Source organism: Kitasatospora sp. NPDC001119, from assembly GCF_053598475.1.
In genome coordinates, this window is the sequence record NZ_JBSFKI010000021.1 from 27,871 (window position 1) to 45,086 (window position 17,216).

Annotated in this window: 5 protein-coding genes; 4 read left to right on the forward strand and 1 reads right to left on the reverse strand. The window is 73.8% G+C overall.

Going from position 1 to position 17,216, the window contains the following annotated elements; all coding sequences use genetic code 11:
* Positions 1-9: 9 nt before the first annotated feature.
* Entirely contained in the window at positions 10-3,222 is a 3,213-nt protein-coding gene (locus tag ACWDD9_RS25180; protein ID WP_449812709.1) for a M28 family peptidase, read from the reverse strand.
* 357 nt (positions 3,223-3,579) lie between these two features.
* On the opposite strand from ACWDD9_RS25180, the gene ACWDD9_RS25185 reads away from it, so the two are divergent.
* From ACWDD9_RS25185 to ACWDD9_RS25200, 4 genes are all read left to right on the forward strand, one after another.
* Positions 3,580-5,013, forward strand: coding sequence for a helix-turn-helix domain-containing protein (locus tag ACWDD9_RS25185; RefSeq protein ID WP_375875494.1), 1,434 nt, complete (start codon positions 3,580-3,582; stop codon positions 5,011-5,013).
* A gap of 308 nt (positions 5,014-5,321) precedes the next feature.
* On the forward strand, positions 5,322-6,179 hold the full coding sequence (locus ACWDD9_RS25190; protein WP_449812710.1) for a sterol desaturase family protein: 858 nt from the start codon (positions 5,322-5,324) through the stop codon (positions 6,177-6,179).
* A gap of 72 nt (positions 6,180-6,251) precedes the next feature.
* The gene (locus ACWDD9_RS25195) at positions 6,252-15,497 is read left to right on the forward strand and encodes a non-ribosomal peptide synthetase/type I polyketide synthase (RefSeq protein ID WP_449812711.1); all 9,246 of its coding nucleotides are present in this window, start codon (positions 6,252-6,254) and stop codon (positions 15,495-15,497) included.
* Positions 15,484-17,208 carry a phytoene desaturase family protein gene (locus ACWDD9_RS25200; protein ID WP_449812712.1) on the forward strand — a complete coding sequence of 575 codons (1,725 nt, stop codon included), beginning with the start codon at positions 15,484-15,486 and terminating at the stop codon, positions 17,206-17,208. The genes ACWDD9_RS25195 and ACWDD9_RS25200 overlap by 14 nt, the downstream gene beginning before the upstream one ends.
* Positions 17,209-17,216 lie beyond the last annotated feature (8 nt).

Sequence of the window (17,216 nt, forward strand, 5' to 3'; positions counted from 1 at the left end):
GCGCCCCGGTCACACGGCCTGCCAGAGCGCCGGGACGATCGGCGGCTCCCAGCCGACCTGGGCGGTGTGGCCCTGGAGGCAGCGGTAGCTGACCCCGTTGTAGGTCACCACGTCGCCCGCCTGGTAGGTGGTGCCGGGCGTCCAGGTGCCACCCGGGTTCGGCGAGTCGTTGCCCACCACCAGGGAGAAGCTGGTGCTGTGGGTGGCCGAGCCGGTCCCGGTCAGGGTGATGGTGTAGGTGCCGGTGGCGGTCGAGGCGGCGGTGGCGACGGTGAGCGTCGCCGAGCCGCCGGACTGCACCGAGGACGGGTTGAAGGAGACGGTCACGCCGGCCGGGGCGCCCGAGGCGGTCAGGTTGACCGTCTGGGCCGAGCCGGAGGTGGTCGAGGTGGCGACCGTCGCGGTGGTGGTGTCACCGGGCTTGACGGTGGCGGTGGTCGGGTTCACCGAGAGGGAGAAGTCGTTGGCGGGCGCGGTGCCGCCGACCGAGGTCTTCCAGATGGTGTACGCCACGCCGTCGGCGTTGCGGTTCAGCACCGTCGCGTCGACGTTGCTGGTGGTGTCGCAGGACGAGTGGTAGCAGGAGTCGTAGGAACGGCCCGCCGTGCCACCCCACTTGGCCGCCTGCGCCGAGGTCTTGGTGGCGTCGGCGCCGGCCGCGTAGCCCGAGGTCGGGATGCCGGCCTGCTGGAAGGAGTAGTCGTCCGAGCGGCCCTGGCCCTCGACGTTCTCCTCCGGCTTGAGGTTCAGCGAGTCCCAGTAGGCCTTCATCGGGGCCGACGCCGCGGAGTTGATGTTGTTGATGAAGTAGCCGGCGTTGGGCGAGCCGACCATGTCGAAGTTGTAGTACGCCTTGATCGCGGAGCGCTGGGCGGAGCTCAGCTGGCCGACGTAGGACTGCGAGCCCTGGAGGCCCTGCTCCTCACCGGTCCACCAGCCGAACCGGACGTGCCGGGTCAGGCTGGGGTTCTGCTGGGCGAGCACGAGCGCGTTCTCCAGCAGGACGGCCGAGCCGGAGCCGTTGTCGTTGATGCCGGGGCCGGCCGAGACGCTGTCCAGGTGGGCGCCGAACATGGTGACCTGGTCGGACGGGCCGCCGGGCCAGTCGGCGATCAGGTTGTTGGACTGGTAGCTGCAGGAGGTGCAGGTCTGCTCGGTGACGTTGTAGCCGGCCGCCTGCAGCTTGGCCTTGATGTACGCGATCGACTGGCTGTGCCCGGCGCTGCCCGCCCGGCGGTGGCCGCCGTTCTGGTTGGCGATGGTGTTCAGCTGGGACAGGTGGGCCTGGACCTTGGCGACGTCGATGTCGGGCGCGGGCCCGCCGGGGTTGCCCCCGCCGCCGACCGTCAGGCCGTACTGGGCGGTGTGGGTGGTGGCGCCGGCGGTGCCGGTGACGGTGATCTGGTAGGTCCCGGCCACGGCCGCCGCGGAGGCGGACAGGGTCAGGGTGGAGGAGGAACCGGCCTGCACCGACGAGGGGTTGAAGCTCGCGGTGACGCCCGCCGGGAGGCCGGAGGCGGTGAGGCCGACGGTCTGCGCGGTGCCGGAGGTGACGGCGGTGCTCACCGTCGACGAGGTCGAGGCGCCGGGCTGGACGGAGCCGGACGCCGGGCCGAGCGACAGCGAGAAGTCGCTGGTGCCGGACGGCGTGCAGGTCGGGTCGCCGCTCTGGGCGGGGACACTGACGGCGTCCCAGGCGGCCTTGGTGCGGTTGAAGAAGGCGCAGGTGGCGTCGAGGCTCTTGGCGGCGGTCAGGGTGGCGGTGCGGTAGCGCTTGTAGGTCATGCCGCTGGTCTTGAGGAGCATGCCGCCGTAGAAGACCCGGCCGGCGTCCTTGATGCCGATGCCGGTGACGGAGGAGTTGTTGCAGGTGGGGCTGGTGGGCTTGCCGCCGCCCGGGTTGGAGCCCTCGGCCAGCAGGTAGAACCAGTGGTTCAGCGGGCCGGCCGCCGCGTGCTCCTCGGTCTGCGGGATCGACGCCGAGTAGCAGTTCGGGTCGTTGTTGACGAGCGAGGGGTTGTACATGTTGCGGATCGGCCCCTGGCCGACCAGGTTGATCATCTCGCCGACGGTGTAGTCCGGGGAGTCGTACGGGGCGGGCTCGTTGGCGTACGACTCGGTCAGCGCGCCCATGATGTCGCCGGTGGCCTCGCCCAGGCCGGACTCGTTGTTGGCGCCGCCCGGGGTGTACTGGTCGATGCCGTGGCCGAACTCGTGGCCGACCACGTCGATCGCCGCGATCCACTCGTTGGCCTGGCTGTGGCCGATGGATATCGTGCTGCCGTCCCAGTAGGCGTTGACGTCGTTGAGGCCGACCTTGACCGGCCAGCTGCCGCCGTTCCCGTTGTGCCCGTTGCGACCGAGCCAGTCGCGGAGCATGTCCCATTCCTTCTGGGCCGCGAACATCGCGTCGCCGCAGCCGGTCTCCTTGGTCGACGGGCTGCCGTTGCCCCAGGAGTCGCTGGACTTGGAGAAGACCTGGCCGGTGCTGTAGTCGGAACACGACAGGCCGGGCCGGTTCGGGTCGCGCAGCGAGTACGAGCCGCCCGAGCTCGTGGTGCTGATGGTGACCGGGGCGGGGCCGTTCCACTTGCTGTTGATCGTTCCGGCGCGCACGTCGTCGTAGCTGTCGAGCACCTCGCCGGTGGCCGCGTCCACGAAGACGTGCAGCGTGCTGGGCGCCGACGCGGTGCGGCCCTTGAGGACGGTCTCCCAGGCCAGGCGGCCGGTGCCGTCCTTGACCCGGACGACCAGGCGGGGGGAGTCCACCGAGTCCACGGTGGCCAGTTTCGTCCGGGCGGTCTTCTCCGCGTCCGCCGCGCTGACCTGCGGGGTGGTCGAGCCGCCGACGGGGCCGGTGGCGGCGGACTGCAGGGCGCGGACCTTGCCCTGGGAGTCGGCGAGGACGACCGCGTCGCCGCCGACCACCGGCAGGCCGTGGTAGCTGCGCTCGTAGGAGACGGAGTAGAGGCCGCCGAGCCAGGGGGTGACGGTCTTGCGCTCGTAGGTCTCGCCCGGGCCCTTGGCCAGCGCGTCCAGCCCGGCGTTCGCGGCCGCGTCGGCGGCGTTGACGGCGGCGGCCAGGGCGCTCGGCGGCGCCGAGGAGGGAGAGGGGGTGGGCGCGGCGGTGGCCGGGCCCGCGGCGGCGGCGATCATGCCGGCCAGCACGGTCAGGGTGGTCGCCGTGGTCAGCAACCTGCCTGCGGTGACTCTGCGTTGCATCGAGGCTCCTCGCATGTGGGGGTCCTCGACCGCGGACGGCAGGGGCTGGTGGCACACCGCGGGGCCGTATCAGGGGGACGGCCGTGCGGGCCGTCCGCGCTCGGGTGCCCGAACCCTCACACGACGTCATGCCCAGGTCAATGCCCGGTGCGCGCGGGGCAAGGGGTTGGCAAATTCCGTCAAGCCCGTCGGTCCGGCTTTGCGTCAAGCTGGGCTTTTCTTCAAGTGGTTGAGACCACCTCATGTACGAGGCGGGTGGCCATCGAGTACCGTCCTCCTGATCCGAGTCGTCGGAATCACTGGAATCGTCGACAGGCCCGGCGGCCGGCCGGGGACGACGCGCCCGGGGAGGCAGCCGTGCAGCGGAACCGTGTGGCCCCTGCGGCGGCGGTGCCGGCACCGCCGACCGGCCGGGGGCAGGACGCCTGGCGGGAGTTCGGCGCCCGGCTGCGGCACTGGCGGCGCCGGGCGGGCCTCACCCAGGCGCAGCTCGGCGCCGGGATCGGCTACGACCACACCGCGGTCAGCAAGATCGAGCACGGCGCCCGCCGGGTCACCCCCAGGGTCGCCGACCGGATCGACGACCTCCTCGGCGCCGCAGGGGAGTTGAGCGCCGCCTGTCAGCGCGCCGAGAACGCCGAACTGTGCGACCCGGACGCCATCTCGCCCGCCCTGCTCCGGCCCCCGCTGCCGGGCGGCGCACCGTCCGGCCCGCCCGCCCCGCCCCCGGCGCCCGCTCCACCGCGACTGCCGGACTACGGGCTGCTCTGTCCGCTGCACGGCGCCGAGGGCTGCGCCGTCCCCGAGCCCGGGGAACTCGCCGCCCTGCACGCCGAGTTCTGCTCTGCCGAGGCGCTCGCCGACCCGGCCGCCGCCCGCCCGCTGGACGCCGTCACCGCACACGCCCTGACCGGGCTGCTCGCCGCCCGCCTGCGCTCCGGCGAGACCGGCGACCGCCCGGTCCTGGTCGCGGCCGTCGAGCGCACCCTGCGCGCGGTGCTCGCCAGGCTCGCCACCGCCCCCGCCGGGCAGCGCGGCCCGCTGGTCCGGCTGGCCGCCGAGCACGCCCACGCGGCCGGCGCGCTGCGGATGCAGGACGGCCGCAACGCCACCGCGATGGCCTGCTACGACCGCGCCCTCACCTGGGCCGGGCTGGCCGCGGACCGGGCCACCCAGGTCGGCACGCTCAGCGACATGAGCATCCTGGCCCGGCTGGACGGCGACCCGGTCGCCGCCCTCGGCTACGCCCGCGAGATCGAACGGGCCGCCCCGGACCGGCACTGGGCCGGTGCGATGGGCCGGATCAGCCGGGCCCGGGCGCACGCGCTCACCGGCGACGTGCGGGCGACCGTCCGGCAGATCGACCTGGCCCGGTCGCACCTGGACCACATCGGCGCGGAGGACGAGGTCGACGTGCCCTGGCTCTCCATCGCCTCGATGCGGATGCGGGTCGAGTCCGCCGCGGCCGCCGCGCTGCGCGACCTCGCCGCCGCCACCGACGACCCCCGGCTGGCCCGCCGGGCGCTGGACGCCACCGAGACCGCCCTCGGCCTGCTCGGCCCGGACCAACTGCCCTCCAGCCGTCTGCTCTTCATCGTCCGCGCGGCCGACTGCCACGTCTGCGCGCACGACCCGGCCACGGCCGTCGACCTGCTCGGCCCCGCCCTGGAGGCGACCGGCGCGACCGCGCTGCCCGCGCTGGTCGAGTACGAGCTGCGCGGTCTGCGCGACCGTCTCGCGGCGCACGCGCCCCGTGCCGCACACCGATGGGCGGAGCCGGCCCGCTCCTGATCCGGGGGCGCTCCGGGAGCCGGGGCGCCGGCCGTGGGATTTGGCCGGATCGGTAGCCGCGCGGGGCGGCGCAGAAGGGGCGCACATCAGCGCTCGAAGATCTGCACGACTGTTGTCGCACACCGTCAAGTCCCGCTTCTTCTCGACAATGCGCCCCCTTCGCGCCGCACAGACGTCAACTTCGTGCGCGTATAGTCCGCCGATCGGGTCATTCATGGAGTTAACACGTCGAATGACTGTCACGGCGCGCGTCGCCCGCTAGAGTCTCTGACGTTTCCAGTCGTTAGTCCGCGAAGAACGGGGGGCGCGTGCTGTCAGCCATTGCCCGCCGGCTCGCCCATCCGCTGCTGCTCCTGGGTGTGCTGTGCACAGCCGTCGCGACCCTGCACTTCCGCTGGGGGCCGGACCGGGTCTCCCCGCTCTTCCTGATCGCCGTCCTCGTCTACCTGGCGGTCCTGGAGCGGGTGATCCCGTACCGGACCGACTGGCATCCGAGCCGACGTGAACTCGGCTGGTACAGCGTCTACTTCGCGCTGAGCATGGTCGGCGGCGCACTGGCCCAGGGGCTGGTGGCGACGCTGGTGCAGGTGCTCGGCCCGGCCCACCCGGCGCTGCCGTTCGCGGTGGAGATCCCACTCGCGCTGCTGGTCGGTTCGCTCGGCGACTACCTCGTGCACCGCTGGTCCCACCGCAACAGGTGGCTCTGGCGGCTGCACGGGGTGCACCACGTCCCGGACAAGGTGAACGTCGCGAACAACGGCGTGAATCATTTCCTGGACGTGTTCGTCGCGCAGTCCGTGGTGCAACTGTCGCTGGCGCTGATCGGATTCTCGGCGGATTCAGTGTTCGTGGTCGGAATATTCGTCCTGGCTCAGGGGTATTTCGTCCACGCCAACATCGAAGTCCGCATCGGTCCGCTCGGCCACGTCCTGGCCGGGCCGGAACTCCACCGCCTGCACCACAGCACCGACCTCGCCGAAGCCGGCCACTACGCCTCCGACCTCTCGCTCTGGGACCACGTGTTCGGGAGCTTCACCTGGCGGCCCGGCCGAGTGCCGAAGGCCGTCGGCCTCACCAACCCGGCCGCGTTCCCCGCCACCGGCGAACTCGGCGCCACCCTGCTGCACCCCTGGCGCCGGGCGAAGACCACCGAGCAGTCCGTCTGACACCCGGCCCGAGCGGCCGCTCCCACCTGCCCGTGTCCCCGGCGCCACGCCATCACCACCCCGGATTGGATCATGACCTCCTCGCCCTTCGCCGTGCCCCGCGAACGCATCGCGATCACCGGTATCGGCTGCCGCCTGCCGGGACACGCCAACGACCACCGGTCCTACTGGCGCAACCTGATCGAGGGCCGGGACTGTCTCACCGAGACGCCCGCCGACCGCTACGACACCGGCACCCTGGGCAGCAGGGACCGGGCCAAGCCGGGGCGGCTGATCGGCGGCCGGGGCGGCTACATCGACGGCTTCGACACCTTCGACCCGGACTTCTTCGGGATCAGCCCGCGCGAGGCCGAACACATGGACCCGCAGCAGCGCAAGCTCCTGGAGGTCAGCTGGGAGGCCCTGGAGGACGGCGGCCTGCGCCCCGGCGAGCTGGCCGGCCGGGAGGTCGGCGTCTACATGGGCGCCTTCACCCTCGACTGGAAGATCCTCCAGTTCGCCGACCTCGACTTCGCCACCATCGCGGCGCACACCGCCACCGGCACCATGATGACGATGGTGTCCAACCGGATCTCGCACTGCTTCGACTTCCGCGGGCCGAGCGTCTCGATCGACACCGCGTGCAGCTCCTCGCTGGTCGCGGTCCACCTCGCCTGCCAGAGCCTGCTCCGCGGCGAGACCGAACTCGCCCTGGCCGGCGGTGCGTTGCTGCACATGGCGCCGCAGTACACGATCGCCGAGACCAAGGGCGGCTTCCTCTCCGCGGACGGCCGCTCGCGCGCCTTCGACGCCTCCGCGGACGGCTACGTCCGGGCCGAGGGCGTCGGCGTGGTCGTGCTCAAGCGGCTCTCCGACGCGCTGCGGGACGGGGACCCGGTGCACGCCGTCATCCTCGGCACCGGCGTCAACCAGGACGGCCGCACCAACGGCATCACCGTCCCCAGCGCGGACGCCCAGGTCACCCTGATCGAGCGGGTCTGCGCCGAGGCCGGGGTGCTGCCCGGCAGCCTCCAGTACGTCGAGGCGCACGGCACCTCCACCCCGGTCGGCGACCCGATCGAGGCCGCCGCCCTCGGCCGGGTGCTCGGCGTCGGACGCCGCGCCGGGGACCGCTGCTACGTCGGCTCGGTCAAGACCAACATCGGGCACACCGAGGCGGCGGCCGGCGTCGCCGGGCTGATCAAGACCGCGCTCGCGATCAAGCACCGCCGCATCCCGCCGCACCTCAACCTGGAGCGGCCCAACCCCGGCATCGACCTCGACGCGCTGCCGTTCGAGATCCCGACCGCCCCGGTGGACTGGCCCGAGCACCGGGGCCCGGCCCGGGCCGGCGTCAACTCCTTCGGCTTCGGCGGCACCAACGCCCACGTCCTGCTGGAGGAGCCGCCGCGGCCCGGGCCCGCCGCACCGGTGGCCGAGCCGGCCCGCACGGTGCTGCCGCTGAGCACCAAGGACGCCGCCGGGCTGCCCGAACTGGCCGCCGCCGTCCGGCAGGAGCTCGCCGGCGGGTCGTCTCTCGCCGACCTCGGCCACACCCTGGCGCACCGCCGCCAGCACCTGCCCGAGCGGCTCGGAGTGGTCTACTCCACCCGGGAGGACCTGGACGAGGCGCTGGCCGCGTACGAGCGCGGCGAGGAGCACCCGCGGGTGGTCCAGGGCCACGCCCGGGAACGCCGGCAGCGCCGGCTGGCCTGGGTGTTCACCGGCATGGGCCCGCAGTGGTGGGGCATGGGCCGGGGGCTGTACGAGCACGAGCCGGTCTACCGGGAGGCCGTGCGGGCCGTCGACCGGGAGATCCGCGCGCAGGCCGGCTGGTCGCTGCTGACCGAGCTGGACCGCGACGAGGCGGACTCCCGGATGGCCGAGACCTGGCTGGCCCAGCCCGCCAACTTCGCCGTCCAGGTGGGGCTTTCGGCGCTCTGGCGGAGCCACGGCCTGCGCCCCGACGCGGTGGTCGGCCACAGCACCGGCGAGGTCGCCGCCTTCCACGAGGCCGGGGTCTACGACCTGGCCGACGCCGTCCGGGTGGTGCTCGCCCGCAGCCGGCTCCAGCAGCGCCTGGCCGGCACCGGCACCATGCTCGCGGTCGGCCTGCCGGAGGCCGAGGCGGAGCGCCGGATCCGCCCGTACCGCTCCCAGATCTCGCTCGGCGCGGTCAACAGCCCCTCCGCGGTGACCCTGGCCGGGGACGCCGAGGCCCTCGGCGAACTGGCCGAGGAGCTGCGCCAGCAGGGCGTCTTCGCCCGCCTGCTGGACGTCGAAGTCCCGTACCACAGCGTGCGGATGGACCCGATCCGCGGCGAGCTGGTGGCCGCGCTCGCCGCCATCAAGCCCCAGGCGGCCCGGCTGCCGCTCTACCTCACCGCCCGCGAGGGGCTCGCCCGCGGGCCGGAGCTGGACGGCGAGTACTGGTGGCAGAACGTCCGCAACCCGGTGCGCTTCCGGGCCGCCGTCGAGCGGATGGCCGAGGACGGGCACGGACTGTTCCTGGAGCTCGGCCCGCACCCGGTGCTCGGCCACGCGATCCGCGAGTGCGCGGAGCAGGCGCACACCCTGCCGTCGATCCGCCGGCAGCAGGACGAGCCCGAGCGCCTCGCCCGCAGCCTCGCCGAACTGCACACCCTCGGCGTCGAGTTGAGCTGGGACGCGCTGCACCCGGCCGGCCGCCCGGTGCCGCTGCCGGCCTACCCGTGGCGGCGCGACCGGTACTGGGTGGAGCCCAAGCCGGTCGAGCAGGTCCGGCTCGGGCGGCTCGACCACCCGCTGCTCGGCCGCCGCACCGCGAGTGCCCAGCCCGGCTGGACCGGCACCCTCGACCCCGAGCGGCTGCCCTACCTGACCGACCACCGGATCGAGGGCCAGGTGGTCTTCCCGGCCGCCGGGTACCTGGAGATGGCCGCCCAGGCCGTCCGCACCCTGACCGGCGGCACCGAGGTGACGCTGGCCGAGATCGAGCTGAACCGGGCGCTGTTCCTCTCCGAGACCGAGCCCGTCCCCGTCCAGCTCGGCTACGCGCCGGAGGACGCCCGCTTCACCATCGCCTCCACCCCGGCCGGCGGCGAGCCGACCGTGCACGCGGGCGGCCGGGTCCGCACCGGCCAGCGCCGCTCCTACGGCCCCGCACCGGACCTGGACGCCCTGCGCGCCCGGGGGCGGCACCTGGACGGCCCGGACTGCTACCGGCAGCTGGCCGAACGCGGCTACGACTACGGCCCCGCCTTCCAGGCCATCGCCGAGGTGTGGGCGGGCCCCGGCGAGGCGCTGGCCCGGATCCGGCCGACCACCCAGCTCGGCCCGGACGCGGCCGACCACCACCTCCACCCGGTGCTGCTGGACGGCTGCTTCCAGACCCTGCTCACCACCCGGCTGGCGGTGCCCGAGGGCGGCAGCGTTCGGCTCCCCGTCTCGATCGCGGAGGTCCGGCTCGACGCGATCGGCGACCGCCCGCTCTGGGTGCACGCCACCGTCACCCGGGACAGCGGCGAGGAGCTCGTCGGCGACCTCGCGCTCTACACCGAGGACGGCACCCCGGTCGGCCGGGTCACCGGCTTCCGGGTCGCCGACGTCGCCCAGGCCCCGGCCTCCGTCGGGCTGTCCACCATCGACGGCTGGCTCACCGAGGTCGACTGGGTGGCCGCCGCCGAGGCGCCCCTCGACGAGACCCCCGGCGACCTGCTGCTCTTCGCCGACGAGGGCGGCCTCGGCGACCGCCTGGCGGCCCTGGCCGCCGGGCGCGGCACCCGCTGCCACCTGGTCCGGCCCGGAGACGAGTACCGGCACGGCGAGGGGCACTCGACCGTCCGGCCCGACTCCGCCGAGGACGTCCGGCGGCTGCTCGCCGACCTCGACCCAGCCTTCGGCACCGTCGTCCACCTCTGGAACCTCGACCAGCCCGCGCTGGCCGCCACCGCCGCCGACCGGCTCGGCCCGCTCGCGACCCTCGGCGCCTACTCCCTGATCACCCTCGCCCAGGCCCTGCCCGCCGCCCGCCCGGACGGCCGGCTGCACATCGTCACCCGGGGCACCCAGCCCGCCGCCCCCGGCGACCGGGTCGAACCGCTCGGCGCCCCCGCCTGGGGCATCGGCCGGGTGCTGTGGCAGCAGGAGCTGGTCGCCCAGCGCGGCACCCTGATCGACCTCGACCCGGCCGTCGACGCCGCCGAGCAGGCCGAGGCGCTGCTCGCCGAACTCGCGGCCCGGGACGAGCAGGAGATCGCCCTGCGGGCCGGCGTCCGGCTCACCAGCCGGCTGCGGCAGGCCGAGGGCCTCACCCGCCCGCTGCCGCCGGTCCTCCGCCCCGACGGCAGCTACCTGGTCACCGGCGCCTTCGGCGCGCTCGGCCGACTGCTCTGCCGCACCCTCGTACGGCGCGGCGCCCGGCGGCTGATCCTGGTCGGCCGCACCGCCCTGCCGGAGCGCTCGGAGTGGGCGTACACCGACCCGGACACCCCCGTCGGCGAGCGGATCGCCTTCCTGCGCGAACTCCAGGCGCTCGGCGCCGAACCGCTGCTCGCCCCGGTCGACGTCACCGACGAGGCCGCCCTCGCGGGCTGGCTCGCCGACTACCGGCAGCGCCAACTTCCGCCGATCCGGGGCGTGTTCCACCTCGCCGGGCAGGTCAAGGACACCCTGCTGGCCCAGATGGACCGTCCGGCCTTCGACGCCGGCTACGGCCCCAAGGTGGTCGGCGGCCACCTGCTGCACCGGCTGCTGAGCGACGAACCGCTCGACCACTTCGTGCTGTTCGCCTCCGTGGCCTCGCTGCTCACCACCGCCGGACAGACCAACTACGCGGCCGGCAACGCCTTCCTGGACGCCCTGGCCCACCACCGCAGGGCCGAGGGGCTGCCCGGGCTCAGCCTGGACTGGGGCCCGTGGGCCACCGGCATGATCGAGGAGCTGGGCCTGGTCGCCCACTACCGCGACGCCCGCGGCATGAGCTCGCTGCCGCCGGACGCCGGAACGGCCGTCCTGGAGCGCGTCCTCGGCCAGGACCGCGCCCAGCTGCTGGTCGCCACCGTGGTCGACTGGCCGACCTTCCTCGCCTGGTACCCGGCGCCGCCGCCGCTGGTCGCCGACCTCGCGGCGAGCGCCGCCGAGCAGGCCCCGGCCGAGACCGGCGGCTTCCTGGACGCCTACCGCGCGGCCGACCCGCAGGCCCGCCGGGAGCTGGTGGCAGACCGGCTGACCGCCGCCGCCGCGGCCGTGCTGCGGATCGCCGCCGAACGGATCGACGCCGACACGAGACTCGGCGCGCACGGCCTGGACTCGCTGCTCGCCATGGAGCTGCGCGCCCGGGTGCACGGCGAACTGGGCGTCGCCCTGCCGGTGGTGGCCCTGCTCAGCAACGGCAGCCTCGGCGACCTGGTCGACCTGCTCACCGAGGGCCTGGCCGAGCGGCTCGCCGCCGCCGGCGGCCCGGCCGAGGCCGAGGTGGAGCTGTACGCCGACGAGTCCCGCTTCCCGCTCACCCACAACCAGCAGGCGCTCTGGTTCCTGCGCCTGCTGCACCCGGACGGCTTCGCGTACAACATCGGCGGCGCCGTGGAGGTCCGCGCGGAGCTCGACCCGGAGCTGATGTTCGGGGCCTTCCGGTTCCTGGTCGCCCGGCACCCCGAGCTGCGCGCCGCCTTCACCGCCGAGGAGGGCCGCCCGGTCCAGCGCATCCGGGAGGAGGTCGAGGCCGACACCGGGCTGTTCGACGTCGAGGGCCGGCCGTGGGAGGAGATCCACGACCTGATCGTCCGCGAGTACCGGCGGCCGTACGACCTCGCCGAGGACCCGCTGGTCCGGCTGCGGCTGTTCCGGCGCGGGCCGGACCGCTGGGTGCTGATGAAGGCCGTCCACCACATCGTCTCGGACGCGATCTCCACCTTCACCTTCATCGAGGAGCTGTTCGAGGTCTACGAGGCGCTGCGCCAGGGCCGTACCCCGGAGCTGCCCCCGGTGCCCGCCCGCTACCTGGACTTCCTCAACCGCCAGAACCGCTTCCTGGCCGGCCCCGAGGCCCGGCGGATGCTCGACTACTGGCGCGGCCACCTGCCGGCCGAGATGCCGGTGCTGGCGCTGCCCACCGACAAGCCGCGCCCGGCCGTGCAGACCCACAACGGCGCCTCCGAGTTCTTCCAGCTGGACGCCGAACTCACCGCCCGGGTACACGAGTTGGCCCGTGCCAACGGCGCCACCCCGTTCATGGTGCTGCTCAGTGCCTATTACCTGCTGCTGCACCGCTGGTCCGGGCAGCCGGACATCGTGGTCGGCAGCCCGGTCACCGGCCGCACCCAGGAGGAGTTCGCCTCGGTCTACGGCTACTTCGTCAACCCGCTGCCGCTGCACGTGAGCCTGGCCGGGGAGCCGACCGTGGCCGACCTGCTGGCCCGGGTGCGGGAGAGCGTGCTCGGCGGGCTGGACAACCAGGAGTACCCCTTCCCGCTGCTGGTCGAGCAGTTGGGGCTCCAGCACGACCCGAGCCGCTCCGCGGTGTTCCAGGCGATGTTCATCCTGCTCACCCACAAGGTCGCCGTGGAGCGCTTCGGCTACCGCCTGGAGTACATCGAACTCCCGGAGGAGGAAGGCCAGTTCGACCTCACGCTGTCCGCCTACGAGGACCGCGCGGACGGCTGCTTCCACTGCGTCTTCAAGTACAACTCCGACCTCTTCGAGCCCGCCACCGTCCAGCGGCTGGCCGCGCACTACCGCAACCTGCTGGACGCCATGACCCGCGCCGCCGAGGGCGAGCCGGTCGGGCGGCTGCGGATGCTGGGCGAGGCCGAACGGCGGGAGATCCTCACCGGCTTCAGCGGCGCCGAGCGCCGGATCGAGCACGACACCCCGGTGCCGGAGCTGATCGCCAAGGCCGCCGCCGAGCGGCCGGAGGCGGTCGCGGTGGTCGCGCCCGGCCGGGACGGCGTCCGCCGGCTGACCTACGGCGAACTGGACCGGCAGTCCCAGCGCACCGCCGTACGGCTGCGCGAACTCGGCGTCGGCGAGGGCTCGGTGGTCGCGGTCTGCCTGGACAAGTCGCCCGAGCTGATCAGCACCCTGCTGGCGATCTGGCGGGCCGGCGCCGCCTACCTGCCGCTCGACCCCGGGCACCCGGCCGACCGGCTCGCCCACCAGGTCACGGACGCCGGAGCGGCGCTGGTGGTGGTCGACCAGCGGCGCCCGCTCCCGGCCGACCTGCCCGCCACACCGGTCACCCTGGAGGAGCTGGACCGGCCCGTGCTGGGGGGCGCCGTACCGCTGCCCGCCGCCGACCCGGACCGGGCCGCCTACCTGATCCACACCTCGGGCTCCACCGGCCGTCCGAAGGGGGTCCGGGTCGACCACCGCAACCTGGCCGCCGTCACCGCCGGCTGGCGCGCCGAGTACCGGCTGGACACCGAGGTCCGGGTGCACCTCCAGATGGCCGGCACCGCCTTCGACGTCTTCTCCGGCGACCTCGCCCGGGCGCTCAGCACCGGCGGCACCCTCGTCCTGGTCGACCGCGAGCTGCTCTTCGACACCGCCCGGCTGTACCGGGTGATGCGCGAGGAGGCCGTGGACGGCGGCGAGTTCGTGCCCGCCGTGGCCCGCGCGCTGCTGGCCCACTGCGAGCGCGAGGGCCTGCCACTGGACTTCCTGCGGCTGCTGATCGTCGGCTCCGACTCCTGGAAGGCCGCCGAGCACCAGCGGGTGCGCGCCCTGTGCGGCCCGCGGACCCGGCTGGTCAACTCCTACGGGCTGACCGAGGCCAGCGTCGACAGCACCTACTACGAGGGCGCCACCGACCGGCTGGAACCCGGCCGGATGGTGCCGATCGGCCGCCCGTTCCCGAACAGCGCCGTGTACGTCCTGGACCCGTACGGGGAGCCCGTCCCGGTCGGCGTGCCCGGCGAACTGTGGATCGGCGGCGCGGGCGTCGCGGCCGGCTACCCCAACGACCCGGAGCAGACCGCCCGGCGCTTCGTCACCCTGGACCTCGACGGCACGCCCGCGCGGCTCTACCGCACCGGCGACCTCGGCCACTGGGACGCCGCGGGCACGGTGCACCTGCTCGGCCGGATCGACAACCAGGTCAAGGTCCGCGGCCACCGGATCGAGCTGGGCGAGATCGAGGCCCACCTCACCGCCCGCCCGGAACTCGCCCAGGCCTGCGTGGCCGTCCGCCAGGACGCCCGGGGCGAGGCCGTCCTCGCCGCCTACGTGGTGCCCGCCGAGGGCACCGTGCTGGACCGCCGCGAACTGCGCCGCCACCTGGCCGAGCACCTGCCCACCGTGATGATCCCCTCCTACCTCACCGAGCTGCCCGCCCTGCCGCTCACCCCGAACGGCAAGGTCGACCTCGCGGCCCTGCCCGAGCCCAAGGCCGACACCGCCGGGGCCCAGCACGAACCGCCCGTCACGCTCTACGAGACCAGCGTCGCCGAGCACTGGCGGAACCTGCTCGGCCTGGACGAAGTCGGCCTCCAACACGACTTCTTCGAACTCGGCGGCAGCTCGATCCGGCTCATCGAGCTGATCCACCACCTCCAGAGCGAGTTCAACATCAGCATCCCGGTCGGCCTGCTGTTCAAGGTCACCACCCTGCACGGCATGGCCCGCACCGTCGAGCAGATCATCACCGGCGAGGTGGCCGGCGGCGAGCCCTACCTCTGGTTCAACGCCGGGGCGCCCGAGGAGCACACGGTCTTCTGCTTCCCGCCGGCCGGCGGCCACGGGCTGGTCTACCGGCAGCTCGCCGCACACCTGCCGGAACACCGGATCGCCTCCTTCAACTACCTGACCGGCGACGACAAGACCGCCCGCTACGCGAACCTGGTCGAGGAGCTGCACGCCGCCGGGCCGTACGTCCTGCTCGGCTACTCGCTCGGCGGCAACCTCGCCTTCGAGGTGGCCAAGGAGCTGGAGCGGCGCGGACGCACGGTGGCCTCGGTGCTGATGGTGGACGCCTACCGGGTCACCGAGGCCTTCGACCTCGGCGAGGAGCACCTTGCCGTCTTCGAACGCGAACTCCACGAGCACCTGCACCGCCACACCGGCTCGCGGATCGTCGCCCAGGAGACCCTCGAACAGGCCAGGGACTACCTGGAGTTCAGCAGCCGGACGCCCAACACCGGAACGGTCAGGGCCCAGCTGGACGTGGTCTGCGAGCGCGACCGGCTCTCCGTGCACGTGGGCGGCGAACCGGGCTCCTGGCACGGCGCCTCCACCACGGGCACCGCGGTGTACGTCGGGCACGGCGCCCACGCCGAGATGCTCGACGGGGACTTCGCCGCCCGAAACGCCGAACTGGCGGGCGCCATCCTGGCCGGGGGCACCGCCGATGGCCGCGGCTGACCGCGGGCCGGACTGGTCCGGCAGGGAGCGGGCCGCCGGCGGCCCGCCCCGGGTGATCGTGATCGGGGCCGGCCTGGCCGGCCTCGCCACCGGCTGCTACGCCCAGATGAGCGGCCTGGAGACCCGGATCTTCGAGAAGCACGTGCTGCCCGGCGGCTGCTGCACCGCGTGGTCCCGGCACGGCTACCTGTTCGACTACTGCATCGACTGGCTGATCGGCACCGCCGAGGGCACCGGCGCACACCAGGTCTGGAGCGAACTCGGCGCCCTGGACGGCAAGTCGGTGACCCGCTTCGACACCTTCAACCGGGTGGTCGACGAACACGGCCGGGCCGTCACCTTCTACGGCGACCCGGACCGGCTCGAGGCCCACCTGCTGGCCCTCGCACCCGGCGACGCCAAGCCGATCCGGGCCTTCTGCCGCGACCTGCGCCGCTACGCCGCGATGGAGCTGCCCTGGGAGCTCACCCCGCCGCCGCTGCGCACCACGGCGGAACGGCTGCGCACCCTGCGCGCCGTCCTGCCCGCGTTCCGGCTGTTCTGGCGCACCGCGACCACCCCGATGAGCGGCTTCGCCGAGCGCTTCCAGGACCCGCTGCTGCGGCGGGCCTTCCCCAACATGTTCCTCCAGGAGCCCGAGGGCTTCCCGTTGCTGCCATACCTCTACACCCTGGCGGCCGCCCACAACGGCAACGCGGGCTTCCCGCAGGGCGGTTCGCTCGGACTGGCCCGCTCGGTGGAGGAGCGCTACACCTCGCTCGGCGGGGTGATCGGCTACCGCTGCCGGGTCGAGCGCGTCCTGATCGAGGACGGGCGCGCGATCGGGGTGGAACTCAAGGACGGCACCCGGCACTTCGCCGACCACGTGGTGGCCGCCTGCGACGGCCCGACGGTGCTCGAACGGCTGCTGGAGGGCCGCTACTCCAGCCCCGCCACCGAGAAGCTGTACGGCGAACTGCTCGACAAGCCGGGCAACCTGTACCCGGCCGTGGTCTCCGCCTTCGTCGGCATCGACGGACCGCTGCCCGAGGGCGAGCCGCACAGCACCACCTACCTGCTGACGCCCGAGGACGGCGAGCGGCTGCCCGGCTCGCTCCAGCGCAGCCTGGTGGTGCAGCTGCGCTCCTCCTACGCGGACGGCTTCGCGCCGCCCGGCAAGTCGGTGCTGCACTGCACCTACTTCAGCGACTACCGCTCCTGGAAGGACCTGCGGACCGGCGACCGCCGGGCCTACCGGGCGCGCAAGCAGGAAGTCGCCTCGTTCGTCCGGGAGTTCCTGGAGCGGACGTACCCCGGGCTCGGCGGGCGGATCGAACTCGTGGACGTCGCCTCGCCGGTGACCACCGAGCGGTTCACCGGCAACACCTACGGCAGCATCCTCGCCTGGCAGGCCTTCTCCGAGGCCGAGGACGCCGCCAACCGGCTGGTCAACAAGGACCGGATGCGGCTGCCCGGGCTGAGCGGCTTCTCCATGGCGGGCCAGTGGACGGCGCTCGGCGGGCTGATCCGGGCCGCCACCAGCGGACGGTTCGCCGCGCAGTACCTCTGCCGGGAGCTCGGCCGGCCGTTCCGGGCCTGGCCCAGCGACAACCGGGAACCCTGGCACGCGGGCAAGTGGGGCCGCCTGCCGCAACTCGACCGCGCCACCGTGGGAGCGCCGGACGTGGGAGTGCCGGAGGCAGGCGTGGCGGAAGTGGGTGCGGCGGAGTGAGCGGGACA

Coding starts and splice junctions, on each gene's coding strand:
- ACWDD9_RS25180 (WP_449812709.1), bottom strand. CDS start 3,222: ATGCAACGCAGAGTCACCGCAGGCAGGTTGCTGACCACGGCGACCACC.
- ACWDD9_RS25195 (WP_449812711.1), top strand. CDS start 6,252: ATGACCTCCTCGCCCTTCGCCGTGCCCCGCGAACGCATCGCGATCACC.
- ACWDD9_RS25200 (WP_449812712.1), top strand. CDS start 15,484: ATGGCCGCGGCTGACCGCGGGCCGGACTGGTCCGGCAGGGAGCGGGCC.